Here is a 16,625-nt window from a genome sequence, read left to right as displayed (position 1 = left end):
CTACCCTAGATGGCAGTCAACCGTCAGTTAGGCTGTCGGGATGACCGCGGTTGAGGACCGGCCGTTACGGGCCGACGCTGCGCGCAACGTCGAGCGCATCCTGCGCGCGGCGCGAGACGTCTACGGCGAATTGGGGCCCGATGCTCCGGTGGAGGCCGTCGCGCGCCGCGCCGGTGTCGGAGAGCGAACCCTCTACCGCAGGTTTCCGACGAAGGCCGACCTCGTGCTGGCCGCGCTGGAGCAAAGCATCGCCGAGGACCTCACGCCGGTGATCGACAATGCCCGCCGCGCCGACGACCCGCTGCGCGGCCTCACCCAGCTGATCGAGGCCGCAATATCGCTGGGGGCACGCGAGCACAGCCTGCTGACCGCCGCACGCCGCGCGGGTTCGCTCACGTCCGACATCTCGGTGTCGCTCAACGCCGCGCTCGGCGACCTGGTGCGCGACGGCCAGCGCGCCGGCCGGATCCGCGAGGATCTGGTCGCCGACGACCTGCCCCGCCTTATCGCGATGCTCTTCGGCGTGCTCTCGACGATGGATGCGGGCAGCGACGGCTGGCGGCGCTACGTCGCCCTGGTTGTCGATGCGATAGCGGTGAATGAGCGCCAGCCGTTGCCCCCGGCCACGGCGTTGCGGTATGAGGTCGATCCGAACAGCTGGCCGCTTTAAGGCGCGTCAGTTGATGGTCACGCCCGCGTCGACCTTGAACTCCAGCCCCGTCACATAGCGCGACTCATCGGAGAGCAGGAACAGCACCGCGCTGCTGACGTCGGCGGGCTCGACGGCCGGCGTGGGCATCGCATTGATGAAGATCGGGATCAGATCGGACCGCTGCTCGCCCAGGAGCGGTCCGAACGACGGCGGCACCATCCCGGTAGGGACGCCGGTGGGAAGCACGGTATTCACACGGATGCTCTGTGCCGCGAGCTCATTCGCCAACGCCAGGGTCAGGCCGACGACGCCGTGCTTGGCCGCCGTGTAGGGCGTCTGCAGCGGAAAACCTTTGATGGCACCGGCGGAGCTGACGTTGACCAGGCTGCCGCCGCCCTGATTCAGCAGGTGAGGTATCGCGGCCGCGCAGGTGTTCCACACCCCGATGAGGTTGACGTCGACGACCGTGCGCCACTGCTCGGCGGTCGTCTTGTCCCAGGACGCCACCGTGAGCACGCCGGCGTTGGCGACCGACCCGTCCAGGCCGCCCAGCTCGCCGACTCCCTCGTCGACCGCGGACCGCAGTTGGGCCTCGTCGCGAACATCGACAACGTGGCTCACGCAGCGATGACCGAACTCCGTTACCAGCCTTACCGTTTCGGCCAGATCATCCTCGGTGGCCAAGGGATACTCGATCTGAGGCAACGATTGGCACATGTCGACCAGGATAAGGTCCGCGCCCTCCTGCGCGAGCCGCAGCGCGTGGCCCCGGCCCATGCCCCGCGCGGCGCCGGTGATCAGAATGCGTTTGCCGGCAACGCGTCCCGGGGTCGTCAGGCTACCGCTCGTTCCACATCAGCCCGCGCATCGTCGCGGACAGTGGGATGTCCTCGACCCCGATCAGCCCCTGAGGCGCGCGGCACACCCAGTCGATCGCGTTGACGGCCCGGCCGGCCGTCGAGATGCAGCCGGCGTCGGTGGAATCGAAAAGAGGATGGGACACATGGGTATTGATTTCCACCCGCGGTTCGCCCTCCACTACGACGCGGTGTACGCCGGTATGGCCGTCGGGCGGGAACTCCCAGTCGGGCGCCGCGGCCTGGGTGAGCCGGGTGACGTGCTCGAGGGTGATTACCGGCTCGCCGTTGCGCACCCCCTCGGTGGCGAACCGCACCGCGCCCATCTGCCCCGGCTCCACCGTCATCATCGTGCATTCGATTCGCTCCGGCGTATACCAGGGTTCAACGCGCTGGCGCACGTCGTCGAGCTTGATGTCGAGATTGTCCGCCAGGCTGCGTACCTGGCCACCCCACATCGACACGATCACCCCGGGCAAGAACATCATCGGTGAATCGTCGTCGGCCGTCGAACCGAAACCCATTGCTACGCCGGTGAACTCAGCGTCATCGTAGTTGCCGTAGTCGAAGATCTCCTGCACGGTGATCGAATCGACCCGGGTGGTCAGGCTGGCAGCCGAGTGCACCAACGTATCGCCGGAGAAGCCGGGGTCGATGCCGTTGACATAGAGCGAAGTGTTGCCGGCCGCGCAGGCGCGCTCCAACGGCTCGCGCAACCAGTCGTCGGCGTGGCGCGGCGTGACCAGCCAGACCATCGACGTGCCGACGACGTTGATGCCCGCGGTGAGGAACTTGGTCATCTGTTCGATGGCTTCCATCGGACGCGTTTCGCCCTGCGACGTATAAACCACGCAGTCGGCGCCGAGGGCGATCAACGCGTCGATGTCGTCGGTGGCGACGATGCCGGTCGGCTCTTCCAGCCCGCACAGCTGCGCGGCGTCCTTGCCGATCTTCTCGGCGCTGGCGGCGTGCACGCCCACCAGTTCGAGATCCGGCCTGCCGATGATGGCCCGCAGCGAATGCCGGCCGACGTTCCCGGTGGAGAATTGAATGACTCTGCGCATCGTTACCTCATCCTTCCCGCGGCCGATACTGTATCGCTTTCAGTCCGTCGGCACACGGGGCAATTTGCTAATAGTCGGGTATTGGCAACGGCGAATTGTTGGAGTCGATGCCGCCGTCGACGTGGAAGGTTGCGTTGGTCGCGTAGCAGTCGCGCGTGGATAGATACACCGCGAGCCGCCCGAGGTCCTCGACGTCGCCCAGCCGATGCAAGGGTGTGGACTCCTGCATCTTCTCCAGCGATCCGGGCATCATGTCCAGGCTCCCCTTCAGCCCGTCGGTGGCGAACGAGCCCAGCGCGATCGCGTTGACGCGAATCTTCGGGGCGAGTTCCTGTGCCATGGCGCGGGTAAGCGCTTCGAGGCCACCCTTTGCGACGCAGTAGGCGGTCAGCGCGCGAATGCCGAATCGCGCCGAACCCGACGAGATGTTGATGATGGACCCGTGTCCGGCATCGATCATGTGCGGCGCCACCAGCTGACTCATGATGAAGGCGGAGGTCACGCACCAGTCGAACGTGTGCCGGAAGTCCTCGTCGGTGATGTCCAGGAACCGCGCGTAGGTCGAACCACCGACGTTGTTGACCAGAATGTCGACGCGGCCGAGGCGCTCCATGGCCGTGTTCACGACCCGCTCCCCGTCCGGACGGCTCATCGCGTCGGCAACGAGCGCCAGGCCCTTGCCGCCCGCGGCCTCGATACCCTCAATCGTGCCAACGATATCCGCCTCGGTGCGTGCGGTACCGACCACCGCGGCCCCCGCCTCGGCCAGCACCCGGGCAATGCCCGCCCCGACGCCCTTCCCGGCACCCGTGACGATGGCGACCTGGCCATCCAGCCGGAACTGCTCCATCGCCATGCCGGTTCTCCTTCGATGCGGTGTGCGCGTTCAATCTATGAACTCTGCTGACTAAAGTCAATGAATTTGCGGTGCCGAGATGCACGCGGGTCGGCCTGAACCAACAATGATCAAGTTGTGCAAGCCTTTTTGGCCGCAACACGGCATAATGAGCTGGTTAGCCTCCAGACTCTTACATGAGTCGGGTCAACCGTGAGGAAAGAAATGGCTGTGACGGACCGAGTGTCTGCGCGAGAGGCCAAGCGCCTGCAGACGCGGGAGCGCTTGATGGGCGCCGCGATCGCGGAATTCGCCCGCGCCGGAATGGCCGACGCCGACGTCAGCGCCATCGTGGCCGCGGCGGGAGTCGCCCACGGTACCTTCTTCTTCCACTTCCCCACCAAGGAGCATGTGCTGCTCGAACTGGAGCGCCGCGAAGAGGACCGGATAGCAAAGCAATTCGCGCAGTTCCTCAAGTCCAAGCACGATCTCGCTTCGGCATTGAACGAGGCCGTCCGGCTGGTGGTCGGGCTGGAGCGTCGGCTGGGCGACCGGCTCTTCAATGACTTTCTCGCGCTGCACTTCTCCCAGACCCGGCCGCAGACCGAGGACGGCAGGGATCACCCGTTGATCGTCCTGGTCGCCCAGGAAATCGCGCTTGCCCAAGAACGCGGCGAGACGGACTCGGACGTCAATGCGATGAACAGCGCGGTGTTCTTCCTGCTGGGCCTGTATGCGTTGTTGATCACCACCAACCACTGGCCGACGGGTCACACGTTGCTGGAAGACTACATTGCCAGGACATTGCGCAGCCTAAAGCCCTGACACCACAGGGTCTTTCGCGGCTATCGCACCACACCGAGTAACGGCACCAGCCCGAGTTCCTTGTGGGTGAGAAACCCTGGCGCCGCGTCGCAGACGGCCGGAACCGTGTTCGCCGGGCCCATCGCGGTCCAGGTATAGCCCGGCTTGGGGTAGTTGCCCTGCGGATCGGCCGGCGCCTGCAGGATCAGCTCGGTGGGCTCGTCGCCCTCGATCACGATGCGGTAGTGGTAGTGCCCGCCCCAATCCGGCCGGGGCTCAATGGCGTCGTAGTCGTCCATCGTGTACATCTCGTGAAAGGTGATGAGCGGCTTGTCGTCCACCCACGTCGTCCACTTGTGGTGCTGCGAGGCGACGGTGCCCTTCTTGATGGTGCCCTTGAAGCCGGGCATGTCGCTGGTCGGCCCGCCCTCAAAAGGGATGTCGCGGATTGCCGTGCCCAGTTCGACGTCCGTCGTGTATTTGTCGACCGTCTTCCCGAAGCCGTCGACCACCATGGCCATCGATTGCGCGAACAACGGCCAGGCGTTGCCCAGCAGGTTCGGCCCGGCCCTGAACTCCTCGGGTGTGTCCCCCATCCCCATCTCGTGCAGGTACTTCAGCGTGTCCTTGCCGAAATTCACCACCTCGTAGATGTGGATGGCATCGATGCGGCTGACGATGCGGGCCAGCGTCAGGACCAGGAGGTCTCCGGCGAAGCCGGGGTTGACGCCGCCGGCATGAAACGACGTCCCGCCCTCGTGGCAGGCCGCGTCGATCTTGTCGATGTCGGCCTGGCTGTGCTCGGTGCGAAACCACCAGGCACCACCGGAGGCAACGACATTCTTGCCCGAGCGCAGCAGGCGACAGACTTCGTCGGGGTCGGACCACAACGGCGCGTAGAACACGCAATCGGCGTCGAGCGCTTCGATCTCGGCCTTGTCGGTGGTGGCGAGCACCCCGATCGGCGCCACCCCGACGAGCTCCCCGGCATCCTTACCCACCTTCTCGGGGCGGTTGCAGAGCACGCCGACGACTTCGAACGCGGGGTTGTGCGCGAAGTGACGCAGCGCGATCGTCCCGACATTGCCTACGCCCCACTGGATCACGCGATATTTGTTCTCGGCCGGCGAGTTGAGTGTCATTGCTACTCCTTTGTGTGGCCGGAAGGGCTGAGCGCTCGCTGAGCGTAGGCATCCGCCGAACGGTGTGTCAACGATTCAGAGCTGACTTTCGTCAGTAGTAGTGGCTGCGATGCGGGGCCTACACAGCGCTAACAGGCCGAATTCCTAGTGCTATGCCACGCAATGGCACAGACCCGCTCCACGTCTTTTGCTGACTCTAGTCAGCCTGTTATAGTGCAGACGCCGAGCCAATCAGTGTCGATGACGGGGAGGGTTAGTGAATCTGCCGAAGATCGAGTCAACCGGCGGCGCGCCGGCGAGCCTCACCATCGACGAACACATGGAACGCTCGCAACTCGCGCAGCGCCAGGCCGACAAGTGGCTCATCTCCGGCAGTCTGCTGATCGGCACCGCGGCCCTCGGCGTCTTCGGCTTGCCGCTGTTCCTCTGGGGAGTGCGCTTGCTGCGCCGCGCCCAACGCGACGGCCTATCGGTGCGGCCGATGCTGGTCACGTTGCTCGGCTACCTCGTCATCATCGACGCCGCGATCAACACCGTCGGATGGGCGCTCGACCTGGTGGCGAACCACACCATTCTGGCGCGAGTGCTGCTCAACGGCTGGGGCAACATGTTCGACGCCGGCTACTTCTGGCACTACAACGAGCTTTGGGTCGGCGGCGCGGCCGGCCCCGGCGAAAAGGCCATGGAAGTCGGCCTGATCCTGACCGTCTTCACCATGCGCATCGCCGCCGCCATCGGCTTCCTGCAGATGAAGCGGTGGGGCCATCAATGGATGGTCGTCACCTGCTGGATGGGCGTGGTGATCTGGATTACCTACGTCTTCAACATGACGATGTTCGCCGACGTGCGGTTCGCCGGCGTCGTGCTGCCGGTCGTCGGCTGGTGGCTCTACGACATCTTCTACATCACCCCCTTCCTCGCCATCCCCTACCTGCACACCGTCAACCGCGAACTCTTCTCCGACTGAAATGCGCGAGCCGAAATCCACTACGTCACCGAGGAAGTCACATCATGGGTTATCTGTGGGAGATCCTTCGCTACGTCGCAGCGTGGGGCGGCACCGGACTGATCATCTGGTTCTGGTACTGGCTGTTCTCCAACATCGGCACGTTCTGAATTCCGCCGATGGCTGAGCATTCCGATGCGCATGCGATGGCGCTGGAACGCAGTTGCGCCGTGACGGCGGTGGCGCTCAGCGAGCAACGCCGCGAAGGCGTCCGGCTCGTCACCGGCGAACGGCGGAGCTTCGGGCTGAACGCGGCGCTCTCCTTCGTCCACGTCCCCTACCCGGCGGCGCCGGAGTGGACGCGCCGGACCCTGACCTGTGGTGTGGCCCTGCAGTGTTCGCCGTCCAAGGACCGCGTCACCGAGTATCGCCTCAACGAGCTGGCGGCCCGCGAGCTACGCGCGCTCACGCTCGTCGAAGCCGGCGTCGCCCTGGGCTGGATTGCGTCGCGGTGGCCGGGGCTGCTCCCCGATGTCCAGCGGCTACTCCCCGATCTGGACGCGCAGGCCGGTGACATGGATGCGGCCGAGATGCTCAGCCGAGCAATCGCTTTAGCGGCCACCGGCCAGGACCTGACGATTGATCCGCTGCTGGGCAGCTTGCCGCTGGCCTACACGGCACCGCAGGGCTTGACCGACAAGTTGCGGCGCAGCTTCGGCCGGATGCCCTGGACGACGACGCAGAAGCGCATCCCCCGGCCGTACTCGGTTCCCGTCGGTGGCGATGGCGGCGTGCGCAATCCCAACCTGCCACCACCGAGCCGGCCGCAGGACAACGACTTCGACGTCACACCGCAACACCGGCCCGGGATCCCCTATCCCGAATGGAACATGTGGACGCAGCGATTCATGCGCGACCACGTCGCCGTCATCGAGCACACCGACGGCCGGCACACCCGCCGCCCGGTTCCGGTGGCCGTCGACGTGCGCAAGTGGTTCGAGGAACACACCCATCGCGCGATGACCAATCGTCTCGAGGACGGTTCTGACCTCGACGTCGACCAATACGTCAACCACTACATCGACCTGTCCACCGGCGAGGCCAAGGAGCCGAGGGTCTTTCGCGAGTTGCTGCCCAGCAGCCGCGACGTGACCGCGGCGTTGCTGCTCGACGGCAGTTCGTCGTTGGGGGTGCATGGCGGTCGAGTTTTCCAGCTCGAATTGTCCTGTGCCGACGCGCTTTCGCGCGCCATGACGCTGGCACGCGAACCGCATGGTGTCTTCGTATTCACCGGCAACACCCGCCATCGCGTCGAGGTGCGATGCCTGAAGGACTTCGAAGACCGCCGGTTCGTGCCGCCCAGCGGGCTGGGCCTGTCGACGCGCGGGTACACCAGACTCGGTGCGCCACTTCGCCATCTGACGAGCCGGCTGCTGGCACAGCCCGCCGAGCGGCGCCTGCTGATCATCATCGGCGACGGGCTGATCTCCGACGAAGGCTACGAGGGCCGGTACGCCTGGGCCGACGCCGCGCACGCCGTCGAGGAGGCCAACGATGCCGGCGTGTCGATGTACTACGTCGGCGTGGGCCCGACGCGGGTCGATCCCCTCCCCGAGGTATTCGGGCCACGCCGGTCGCAGCGGATCCGGCGCATCGAAGAACTGCCCCGGGTACTTGCCCATGTCCATCGCGAACTGGTCGCCGCGTGACCGCCACCCAGCTGAGGAAGAGATGACCACCGAGACATATTTCGCCAACGGCAACGAAGTTCAGCTGTTCGAGCAGGCGTTCCACCGGTGCATCCCGGTGATGCTGACCGGCCCGACGGGCTGCGGAAAGACCCGGTTCGTCGAACACATGGGCTCACTGCTGCAACGCCCCGTGGTCACCATCAGTTGTCACGACGACCTCACCAGCTCCGATCTCGTCGGCCGCTTCATGGTGACCGGCGGCGACGTAGTGTGGACCGATGGCCCGCTGACCCGGGCGGTCAAGGCCGGCGCGATCTGCTACCTCGACGAAGTCGTCGAGGCCCGCCACGACTCACTGGCGATCCTGCATTCGCTCACCGACCACCGGCGTTCGCTCTACCTCGACCGGGCCGGCGAGGTGGTGCAGGCACCGCAAGAGTTCATGCTGGTGTGCTCGTACAACCCCGCATATCGCAGCTCGCTCAAGGAGCTCAAACCCTCGTTCCGCCAACGGTTCGCCACGCTCGCGATTCACTACCTGCCGCCCGACCGCGAGGCCGAGGTGATCGTCGCCGAATCGGGAATTCCGTTGGCCACGGCGAAGCGGCTGGTCGGATGCGCGGTCGCGATCCGCACCGCCGACGAGGCCTTTCACTTCGAGCCGCCGTCGACCAGGGTGCTGGTCACCGCGGCCCAGCTGATCGCCGCCGGCGCAACCGAATTGGACGCGGCCGACGCGTGCATACTCGCGCCGCTGAGCATCGACGGCGCCGTCACCGACGGTCTACGTGAAGTCGCGGCGGCCAGCCTGGCCCCCTCGAATGCCTCGAGCAGTCGTTAGAAAGGAGCAATCGGCATGGATCAACAGGAGCAGAAGCGCAAGAGGGCGCTGATCGTCTTCCAGATCTTCATCTACGGCTACCTGGTGGTGATGTTCGGCATCCAGCTGTACATGTCGTTCGCCCGAGGGTGGTGGGATCTGTGACTCTTTCTGCCCCGCAAGCGAATTCGGTCGGCCTCGAGGCTCACCACGACGAATCGCGCCTGGCTCAGCGCCGCGCCGACAAGTGGATGATCGTCGGCGCCGCCCTGATGGGTATGTGGGCGCCGGGTCTGATCGGGTTCCCCATCTTCATGCGCGGCGTCTGGCTGCAGCGCCAGGCCCTGCGGGAAGGCCTGTCGGTGCGGCCGATGATCGTGACGCTGATCGGCTACCTGACCCTGATCGACGGGATGCTCAACAGCCTGGGCTGGGCCTTGGATCTGGTGGCCAACCACACGCTGATCAACCGGGTGCTGATGGTCGGCTGGGGCAACATGTTCGACGCCGGCTATTTCTGGCATTACAACGAGCTTTGGGTCGGGGGTGCCGCGGGACCCGGCGAGAAGGCCTACGTCGCGGGGTTGATCCTGACGGTGTTCTCCATGCGGGTGGCCGCGGCCATCGGCTTCCTGCAGATGAAGCGCTGGGGCCATCAATGGATGGTCGTCACCTGCTGGATGGGCGTGGTGATCTGGTCCGCCTACGTGTTCAACATGACGATGTTCGCCGACGTGCGCTACGCCGGTGTCGTTTTCCCGGTGATCGGCTGGTGGCTCTACGACATCTTCTACATCACCCCGTTCCTCGCCATCCCCTACCTGCACACCGTCAATCGAGAAATCTTCTCCGACTAAGGAGCGCAACCATGACCGCACCGTCTACCACCGAAGACAAAGACCCGGCCGCCGATCTCGAGCCGGGGACCACGCCGTACTACGCGCGCATGCACAAGTGGATCAAGCGTGCCGTGTTGGTGTGCCTGGTGGCCCTGGTGTTCGAAGGCGCCTTCACGCTGCCGTTCATGGCGGTTTACTACGGCTACCCGACACTGAGCCTCACCGAGATCTGCAGCGAGCTACTCAAGATCCGGTATTCCAACGACACATTGGAGTGCAAGTACCCCTACCCTCCGTTCGGCCCGCCGGAGGGTGCCGAGGGCAAGGCCACCGCCCAAGACGTGTGGGGCATCCAGCCGATACCGAAGTACCACCGGCTCGGGTTCCGTGAACTCGTCAGGATTCACGACGAGCGGCTGGCCCGCCAGCATGCGCCGTCGCACCCGTGAGGAGTCTGGCGCCTTGACCTATCGGGTCGTCCAGTGGACGACGGGTAACGTCGGCAAGAGCTCGGTCAAGGCGATAGCCGCGAACCCGACGCTCGAGCTCGTCGGGTGCTACGCGTGGTCGCCGGACAAGGCCGGGCGCGACGTCGGCGAGCTGTGTGGGATCGAGCCGCTGAATCTGAAGGCCACCAACGACATTGAGGCGTTGCTCGCGCTCAAGCCGGACTGCGTGGTCTACAACCCGATGTTCGCCGACGTCGACGAGCTGGTCCGCATCCTCGAGGCGGGCGTCAACGTCGTCGGCACCGCCGGTTTCATCACCGGCCACTTCCTGGGTGCGGGCCGCGATCGCATCGCCGAAGCCTGCGAACGGGGCGGATCGAGCATCTTCGGCAGCGGCATCAACCCGGGTTTCATTCAGCTTTTCGCCATCGTGTCGGCGGGGCTCTCCGACCGGGTGGACAAAGTGTCGGTACTGGAATCCTTTGATACTACGATCTACAACTCACCGGCGACCGAGATACCCATGGGCTTCGGTTGCCCCATAGATCAGCCGGACCTTCCAGCTGTCACCGAGAAAGGATCCGGCATCTTCCGCGACGGCGTCTTGCTGCTCGCCGATGCGCTCGGCGTCGAACTCGACGAAGTCCGCTGTGAAGCCGAATACGCCCAGACCACCGAGGACCTCCAACTGCCCGGGGACTGGACCATCGCGAAGGGTTGCGTCGCGGGCATCCACGTTCGCTGGAAGGGAATTTTGGCTGACCGAGAGGTCATCGAAATCGGCGGCCAATGGCGTAAAGGGCAAGCGCTGGAACCGGATTGGCCGCTGGACATGGGATACACCATCGAGGTGCAGGGCCGGCCGACCATCAAGACCACACTGAGCTTCCTCCCGCCACCGGACTTTGAGGGCACGATGCTCGACGACTTCATCATGTTGGGCCTCACTATCACCGCCGTGCCGGCGATCATCGCGATACCCGCCGTCGTCTCGGCGCCTCCCGGCATCGTCACCTACAACGATCTGCCCCTACTACTGCCGCGCGGCGTCCTGCGCGCCGCTTCCCGATAGGAAGACCCCATGCCTGAAGAGCCTGCCGCACCCTCGCTCCATCACGTCGTGTTCGCCGTGGCACCGGAACGACACGACACCGCGGCGCAGATGTTCAACGATCTCGGCTTCGTCTTCGAGCCGCTGCAACTGGCCGAGCTGGGCTTGGACATCCACCTCGACTGGAGTCGGGGTATCGAGCTGATCAGCCCGATACCGGGGTCGACCGGCGAAGTGGCCGTCTCGGTGACGGAGTTCCTCGAGCGCCACGGCGACGGCGTGTTCACCGTGGTGATCGGAGTCCCGGAAGCTTCGAAGTCCGACGCCGTCGCGGAGCGCTACGGCGCGACGACGCGATTCCGGCAACGCCTGGAGGGCGAGGGCACCTACCTCGACGAAAACGACGTGTCGATCCTGGGCCTGCCACTGACATTTCTGGCAACCAATATTCCGTGATTGGAGACGGCATGGCTGGTGACCCGCGGGGAATTCCAGAGCTCGACTTGGACGATCTGCCGATGGCGCTCGACCGCGGCGTCGGCTGGGCGGCGTTGCGGGACGCCGGCCCGGTGGTATTGAGCGACGGCTGGTATGCGTTGACCCGCCGCGAAGACGTCCTGGCCGCGCTGCGCAACCCGAACGTGTTCTCCTCGCAGAAGGCCTTCGAGGTGGTGGGCAGCCCGCTTCCGTTGGTGCCCGCGGCGTTTGACCCGCCGGAGCACACCCGGTTCCGGAAGATCCTGCAACCGTTCTTCAGCCCCCACGCGCTCGCCGCGATCCTGCCGTCGATCCAGGCCCAGGCGATCGACATCATCGAATCGATTGCGGGACGCGATGAATGCGAGGTGATGGCGGAGGTCGCGACTCCGTATCCGTCGCAAGTCTTCCTGACGCTGTTCGGCCTGCCGCTGCGGGACTGTGAACGGCTGATCGGCTGGAAGGACGCCATCATCGAGCTGAGCATCCCCAACGCCGCAGGCGAAACCCCGGACCTGACACCGGCGCTCGAGCTGTTCGCCTACCTCACCGAGGCCGTCGCCGAGCATCGGCGCGACCCGGGCGACGACGTCCTCTCCCAGGTGCTCGCCGGCTCCGGTTCTCAGGACGCGCTCACCGACGACGAAGCCCTGGGCATGGCGTTCTTTTTCGTCCTCGCGGGACTGGACACCGTCACGTCGGCCATCGGCGCGGCGATGCTCGAATTGGCGCGGCGGCCCGAGTTACGGGGCAGGCTTCGCGAAAGACCGGATGAGATCGGCGTTTTCGTCGAGGAGATCGTCCGGCTGGAGTCGTCCGCCCCCGTCGTCCCGCGGGTGACGACCGAGGAGGTCACCGTCGCCGGCGTCACGTTGCCCGCCGGATCGCGGGTGCGGCTGTGCCTCGGCGCCATCAACCGGGATGGCAGCGACGCGATATCCGGCGACGACCTGGTGCTGGACGGCAAGGTGCACAAGCACTGGGGCTTCGGCGGCGGCCCGCACCGTTGCGTGGGTTCGCACCTGGCCCGCATGGAGATGAACGTCGTCGTGACCGAATGGCTCAGCCGCATTTCCGATTTCGAGCTCGCACCGGGATTCTCACCCGAGATCACCTGGCCGTCCCCGACCTGCACGCTGCCGCTGCTCCCGCTGCGGATTCTGCCGAAGGAGACACGATGACCGTCGGCACCGCGGCGCCGAGCGTCTTCGACGCCGGGCTCCCGACGCTGCACTACGACCTCACCGACACCGTGCACGAGGTCGCCCCGCGGATCCACGAGGTGCGAAAGCACTCGCCGATGGCCCTCGGGCCGTTGGGACCCGAGGTGCTCGGCTACGAACTCGCCCGCGGGATACTCCGCGATCCGCGGTTCGTATTCCCACCCGGTATGCACATGACCGCTCGCGGGATCACCTCCGGCCCACTGTTCGACCGGGTGCTCGGCACCATCCTGGGCATGGAAGGCGAGGAACATCGCCGGCTGCGCAGCCTGGTGTCCAAGGCCTTCACGCCGCGGGCGTCCGCGCGGATGGAAGACACCGTCGACACCGTGATCAACGAATTGATCGATCACGTCGCCGAGGCCGGCCGATGCGATTTCGTCACCGACATCGCCCGGCCCTACCCGATCCCGATCATCTGCGCGCTGTTGGGCGCGCCTCCCCAGGACTGGGAGCAGTTTTCCCTATGGGCGGAAGACATTTTCAAGATCGTCAGGTTCGACTCCGACCTGCTGAACGAGCAGCACATCGTCATGCGCGCGTGGGACGAGTTCGACGCCTACATCGACGACATGATCGCCGAAAGGCGCAGCCGGCTGACCGACGACCTGATCTCCGAACTGATCCGCGCCCAGGACGGTGGCGACCGGCTCAGCAACGCGGAGATGCGCATGCTGGCGTTCAGCATCCTGAGTGCGGGCACCGACACCACCCGCAATCAGCTGGCCGCGTGCATGCACGCGCTGTGCGATCACCCCGATCAGCTGGCGATGCTGCGCGACAACCCCGACCTCGCGATGCCGGCCGTCGAGGAATGCATGCGCCATTCGCCGGCGGTCTGCACCACCCTGCGCACCGTCCTCGACGACGTCACATTCGCCGAGTACACATTTCCGGCCGGCACCTTCATTTCGGTGAATACCTTTGCCGCGAACTGTGATCCGGAGGTTTATCCGCACCCGGATCGGTTCGACATCACCCGCGACGACCCGCCGCCCATTTTGACGTTCGGCGGCGGCGCCCATTATTGCCTCGGCGCGAATCTCGCCCGGACCGAACTGGCCGGGGCCCTCAAAGTCCTGGCCCGGCGCATGACCAATCCGCGCCGGGTGGCAGCGGCGCGCTGGAAGCCGATGCTGGGCCTGAGCGGGCCGGTCGATCTGGAGATGGAGTTCGACTAGCTCAAGGCGTCGTCGGCAAGCTCCAGCACATGGATCTCGCCCGTCGCGCCGTCGACCTCGATCAGGGCACCCGACGGCAGCGCCCTGGTGGCTCCCTGGACGTCCACCACACAGGGGAAGCCGAATTCGCGAGCCACCACCGCGGCGTGCGACATGGGACCGCCGAGTTCGGTGACGACGGCCGCGGCGTAGCAGAACGCCGCCGTATACCCAACGTCGGTGACCTCCGCGACCAGGATCTCGCCGGGTTGCAGGTCGTCGATGGTCTCGGGTCGCACGATGCGCACCCGGCCCCGCACCCGTCCCCCGCACACGCCGACACCGCGCATGGTGTCCCCGCTGGCCAGCGCGGCCGACGACGTCGTGGTCGGCTGCCAGCTTCCGCTGAAGACCGTCGGCGGCGCCACCGTGACCAGCCGGCGTTGCTCGGCGCGGCGCCGGGCGACCACCTCGCCCACATTCGCTGGAAGCGCATCGAGTTCGTCGACAAGCAGATAGAAGACGTCGTCGGCGGCGGCGAAGATGCCCGCCTCGAACGACCTGCGCCCATACTCGCGCAGCAGCTTGCGCAGCACCCAGTTCGCCCGCACCACCTTGTCGCGGCGGACTTCGCGGTCGCGCAGCTGCTGCGTGGCCAGGGCCGCAATAGGCTTGGCGCGCAGCGGAATACGAGGAGCTCGCGGCTGGCCCGCGGGTCCCGCGCTCATCGCTCTGGTCACCATCCGGACCAGCAGCTCGGGATCGTCGGCGTAGCTGGTCGAGCGCATCTCGAGCTCGGCCGGGCCGCGGTGGCCGATCAGCGCCAGCTCGGCCAGCAGCGCGGCGTGGAATTCCGGCGCCTCGACGGCCAGCTTGTCGAGCCGGTCCCCCGGCTCGGCAAGCAGCGCGCCGACTTTCGGATCACGTTGTGCGGCAACGACCAACCGCTGCATCGCCTCGACCGAACGCGCGCTGACCAATTCCGGTCCGGCGGGCGCGGCGGTGTCGCGCCCGCACAACCCGCGCAGCAACACGTTGAACGCCGCGCACAGCAGGAACGAGCCCGCCGCCAGCACCCAGCCGTGCACCACCTGGTCACGCGCCAGCGAGATCAGGCTCAGCAGCCGGCGATCGTCGAGGCGGGTGGGATCGCCGTCGGTCAGGCGTTCCAGGCGATCGACGTCGGCAACGAATTCGCGGGTGTCCAGGGGCGCGCCGGCGGACAGGCCGATCAGGTTGACGCCGAACACCCCGATGTTGCGGACGGTCCGCAGCTGCTTACGGATTCGGCCGGTGCCGGAGTGCGGACGTTCCTCGCCGAAGATCGGCAGGGCGGCCATGCTCGGGCCGAAGAACCCGCTGTTGCTCACCACCGTCGTCGGCTTCACGAACGGCACGGTTTCGGCCATGAAGTGCGCGGTGGTGATGGCGCCATACAGCCGGTGGGCGAACACGGCGACCATCCGCATGGCGATCTCGCGCTGGATCATCCCGCCGGGCCGCAACCGCTCGGCGACGCACACGGCGCTGGCCCGCAGTCCGCGCACCGTCGCCGACGCCGACGCCGGCGAAAACGGGCCGGGCAGCGCCTCGGACAGGTTCGTGGCCAGAAATGTGGGAAAGCGGGGGTCGATCGGCGTGTCGAACTCGCCGTTATCTCCCGCTGCGCCTGCCCAATCGGGCTTGACGCCGTCGTTGCTCGGCGCGTCGACCGAGGGCAGGTCCTGAATGTTGGCCAGCCGCCACGGCAACGAGATCACCCGCTTGCCCACGGTGACCCGGCCGCGCACCGCCAGCGCGAAATCCTCGACGCATTCGCCCGCTTCCCACGCCGGCCGGAATTCCCACTCGTCGCGCAGCCGCGAGGTGTCCATCAGCGCAGCGTCCCGCACCAGTCGCAGCTCCGCCGGCTCGAGGCCCAGCCGCACGACCGGCCGGTGCAGCGCTGCGGCGATCTGCCGGAAGGTCGGCTCACCGGGGGCCGCGAGATTGACCGGGCCGCTGGCGATTCCGGGTTCCACGACCGCGCGGTGGAAGAGGCGGAGCGCGTCGTCGAGATGGACGACCTGCATGCGACGATCGCCCGACCGGTCAGGAAACGCCGGTACTGCGAGCAGGCGGCGCACCCAGTTGTCGACGCTGCGGCCGAGGATCAGCGCGGAGCGGATCGCGATCCACTCCGTGCCCGATTCCGCGAGCAGCTGTTCGACCCTGGCCTTCATTCGGCCTTCGGCGTCGTGCGGAGTCGTGGCGTCGCGTTCGGACTTCGGCGCTTCTCCCCCGCCGTAGACATGGGCCGACGACGCGAAAACGATCCGCCTGGAACCTGTTTCGGCCATCGCGTCGAGCACGTTGCGGGTGCCATCGATGTTGACCTGCTGGTCGTCGCGCCCGGAGTTGCGCGCCCATGCGCAGTGCGCGACGACGTCCGCGCCGACCAGGGCGCGCCGGACGGCGCCCGCGTCCCGGATGTCCGCCGCGACGAAATCCGCCGCGCTCGGCCAGCTTTCGGGGCGATGGCGGGCAATGCCCGTGACGTCGTGGCCTTGGCTGAGCAGCCGGCCGGCGAGGCCGCGGCCGAGCACGCCGCTGGCCCCGGTGACCGCGATTCTCAC

The 16,625-nt window shown here is 66.4% G+C and carries 17 protein-coding genes; 12 read left to right on the top strand and 5 right to left on the bottom strand.

The features are described from left to right. Positions 1-40 precede the first annotated feature (40 nt). A complete protein-coding gene (locus tag MRAB57_RS21425) occupies positions 41-670 on the top strand; it encodes a TetR/AcrR family transcriptional regulator (protein ID WP_077089126.1) in 630 nt (209 codons plus the stop codon). A gap of 6 nt (positions 671-676) precedes the next feature. Here MRAB57_RS21425 and MRAB57_RS21420 read toward each other — a convergent pair whose 3' ends face one another. The 3 genes from MRAB57_RS21420 to MRAB57_RS21410 all read right to left on the bottom strand — a co-directional run bounded on the left by MRAB57_RS21420 (position 677) and on the right by MRAB57_RS21410 (position 3,429). After that, positions 677-1,489, bottom strand: a complete 813-nt coding sequence (locus tag MRAB57_RS21420) for a mycofactocin-coupled SDR family oxidoreductase (protein ID WP_077089125.1) — start codon at positions 1,487-1,489, stop codon at positions 677-679. A gap of 1 nt (position 1,490) precedes the next feature. After that, a complete protein-coding gene (locus tag MRAB57_RS21415) occupies positions 1,491-2,573 on the bottom strand; it encodes an NAD(P)H-dependent amine dehydrogenase family protein (RefSeq protein WP_077089124.1) in 1,083 nt (360 codons plus the stop codon). Positions 2,574-2,640: 67 nt separating this feature from the next. After that, positions 2,641-3,429, bottom strand: a complete 789-nt coding sequence (locus MRAB57_RS21410; protein WP_077089123.1) for an SDR family NAD(P)-dependent oxidoreductase — start codon at positions 3,427-3,429, stop codon at positions 2,641-2,643. A gap of 204 nt (positions 3,430-3,633) precedes the next feature. Between MRAB57_RS21410 and MRAB57_RS21405 the strand changes: the two genes are divergently transcribed. Beyond that, positions 3,634-4,233, top strand: a complete 600-nt coding sequence (locus MRAB57_RS21405; RefSeq protein ID WP_077089122.1) for a TetR/AcrR family transcriptional regulator — start codon at positions 3,634-3,636, stop codon at positions 4,231-4,233. Between the two features lie 20 nt (positions 4,234-4,253). On the opposite strand, the gene MRAB57_RS21400 is transcribed toward MRAB57_RS21405, so the two are convergent. Then, a complete protein-coding gene (locus MRAB57_RS21400; RefSeq protein WP_077089121.1) occupies positions 4,254-5,354 on the bottom strand; it encodes an NAD(P)H-dependent amine dehydrogenase family protein in 1,101 nt (366 codons plus the stop codon). Positions 5,355-5,673: 319 nt separating this feature from the next. Between MRAB57_RS21400 and MRAB57_RS21395 the strand changes: the two genes are divergently transcribed. The 10 genes from MRAB57_RS21395 (at position 5,674) to MRAB57_RS21355 (ending at position 14,031) form a co-directional block, all read left to right on the top strand. Then, positions 5,674-6,321, top strand: a complete 648-nt coding sequence (locus MRAB57_RS21395; RefSeq protein WP_108638120.1) for a hypothetical protein — start codon at positions 5,674-5,676, stop codon at positions 6,319-6,321. Positions 6,322-6,479: 158 nt separating this feature from the next. Continuing rightward, the gene (locus MRAB57_RS21390; protein WP_077089119.1) at positions 6,480-8,009 is read left to right on the top strand and encodes a nitric oxide reductase activation protein NorD; all 1,530 of its coding nucleotides are present in this window, start codon (positions 6,480-6,482) and stop codon (positions 8,007-8,009) included. A gap of 22 nt (positions 8,010-8,031) precedes the next feature. After that, positions 8,032-8,832 carry a CbbQ/NirQ/NorQ/GpvN family protein gene (locus tag MRAB57_RS21385; RefSeq protein WP_077090749.1) on the top strand — a complete coding sequence of 267 codons (801 nt, stop codon included), beginning with the start codon at positions 8,032-8,034 and terminating at the stop codon, positions 8,830-8,832. Positions 8,833-8,847: 15 nt separating this feature from the next. Beyond that, positions 8,848-8,976, top strand: coding sequence for a hypothetical protein (locus tag MRAB57_RS29435; protein ID WP_281254382.1), 129 nt, complete (start codon positions 8,848-8,850; stop codon positions 8,974-8,976). Beyond that, positions 8,973-9,668: a hypothetical protein gene (locus MRAB57_RS21380; RefSeq protein WP_077089118.1), complete on the top strand. Its 696-nt coding sequence runs from the start codon at positions 8,973-8,975 to the stop codon at positions 9,666-9,668. Before MRAB57_RS29435 ends, MRAB57_RS21380 begins: the two co-directional genes overlap by 4 nt. Before the next feature lie 11 nt (positions 9,669-9,679). Then, positions 9,680-10,099, top strand: a complete 420-nt coding sequence (locus MRAB57_RS21375) for a hypothetical protein (protein WP_077089117.1) — start codon at positions 9,680-9,682, stop codon at positions 10,097-10,099. Between the two features lie 13 nt (positions 10,100-10,112). Next, positions 10,113-11,171, top strand: a complete 1,059-nt coding sequence (locus MRAB57_RS21370; protein ID WP_077089116.1) for an NAD(P)H-dependent amine dehydrogenase family protein — start codon at positions 10,113-10,115, stop codon at positions 11,169-11,171. A 9-nt stretch (positions 11,172-11,180) separates the two neighbouring features. Beyond that, positions 11,181-11,606 (top strand): VOC family protein, encoded by a 426-nt coding sequence (locus MRAB57_RS21365; RefSeq protein ID WP_077089115.1) that lies wholly within the window; start codon positions 11,181-11,183, stop codon positions 11,604-11,606. 11 nt (positions 11,607-11,617) lie between these two features. Then, positions 11,618-12,808 (top strand): cytochrome P450, encoded by a 1,191-nt coding sequence (locus tag MRAB57_RS21360; RefSeq protein WP_077089114.1) that lies wholly within the window; start codon positions 11,618-11,620, stop codon positions 12,806-12,808. After that, complete coding sequence (locus MRAB57_RS21355; protein ID WP_077089113.1) at positions 12,805-14,031, top strand: cytochrome P450; 1,227 nt, start codon at positions 12,805-12,807, stop codon at positions 14,029-14,031. Before MRAB57_RS21360 ends, MRAB57_RS21355 begins: the two co-directional genes overlap by 4 nt. On the opposite strand, the gene MRAB57_RS21350 is transcribed toward MRAB57_RS21355, so the two are convergent. Continuing rightward, positions 14,028-16,625, bottom strand: coding sequence for a sugar epimerase family protein (locus tag MRAB57_RS21350; RefSeq protein ID WP_077089112.1), 2,598 nt, complete (start codon positions 16,623-16,625; stop codon positions 14,028-14,030). The two genes, MRAB57_RS21355 and MRAB57_RS21350, sit on opposite strands and share 4 nt — an antisense overlap.

This window comes from Mycobacterium rhizamassiliense, from assembly GCF_900157375.1.
Taxonomy (GTDB): domain Bacteria; phylum Actinomycetota; class Actinomycetes; order Mycobacteriales; family Mycobacteriaceae; genus Mycobacterium; species Mycobacterium rhizamassiliense.
The sequence above is the reverse complement of the archived record's forward strand: the minus strand, read 5'-3'. Positions and strand labels throughout refer to the sequence as shown.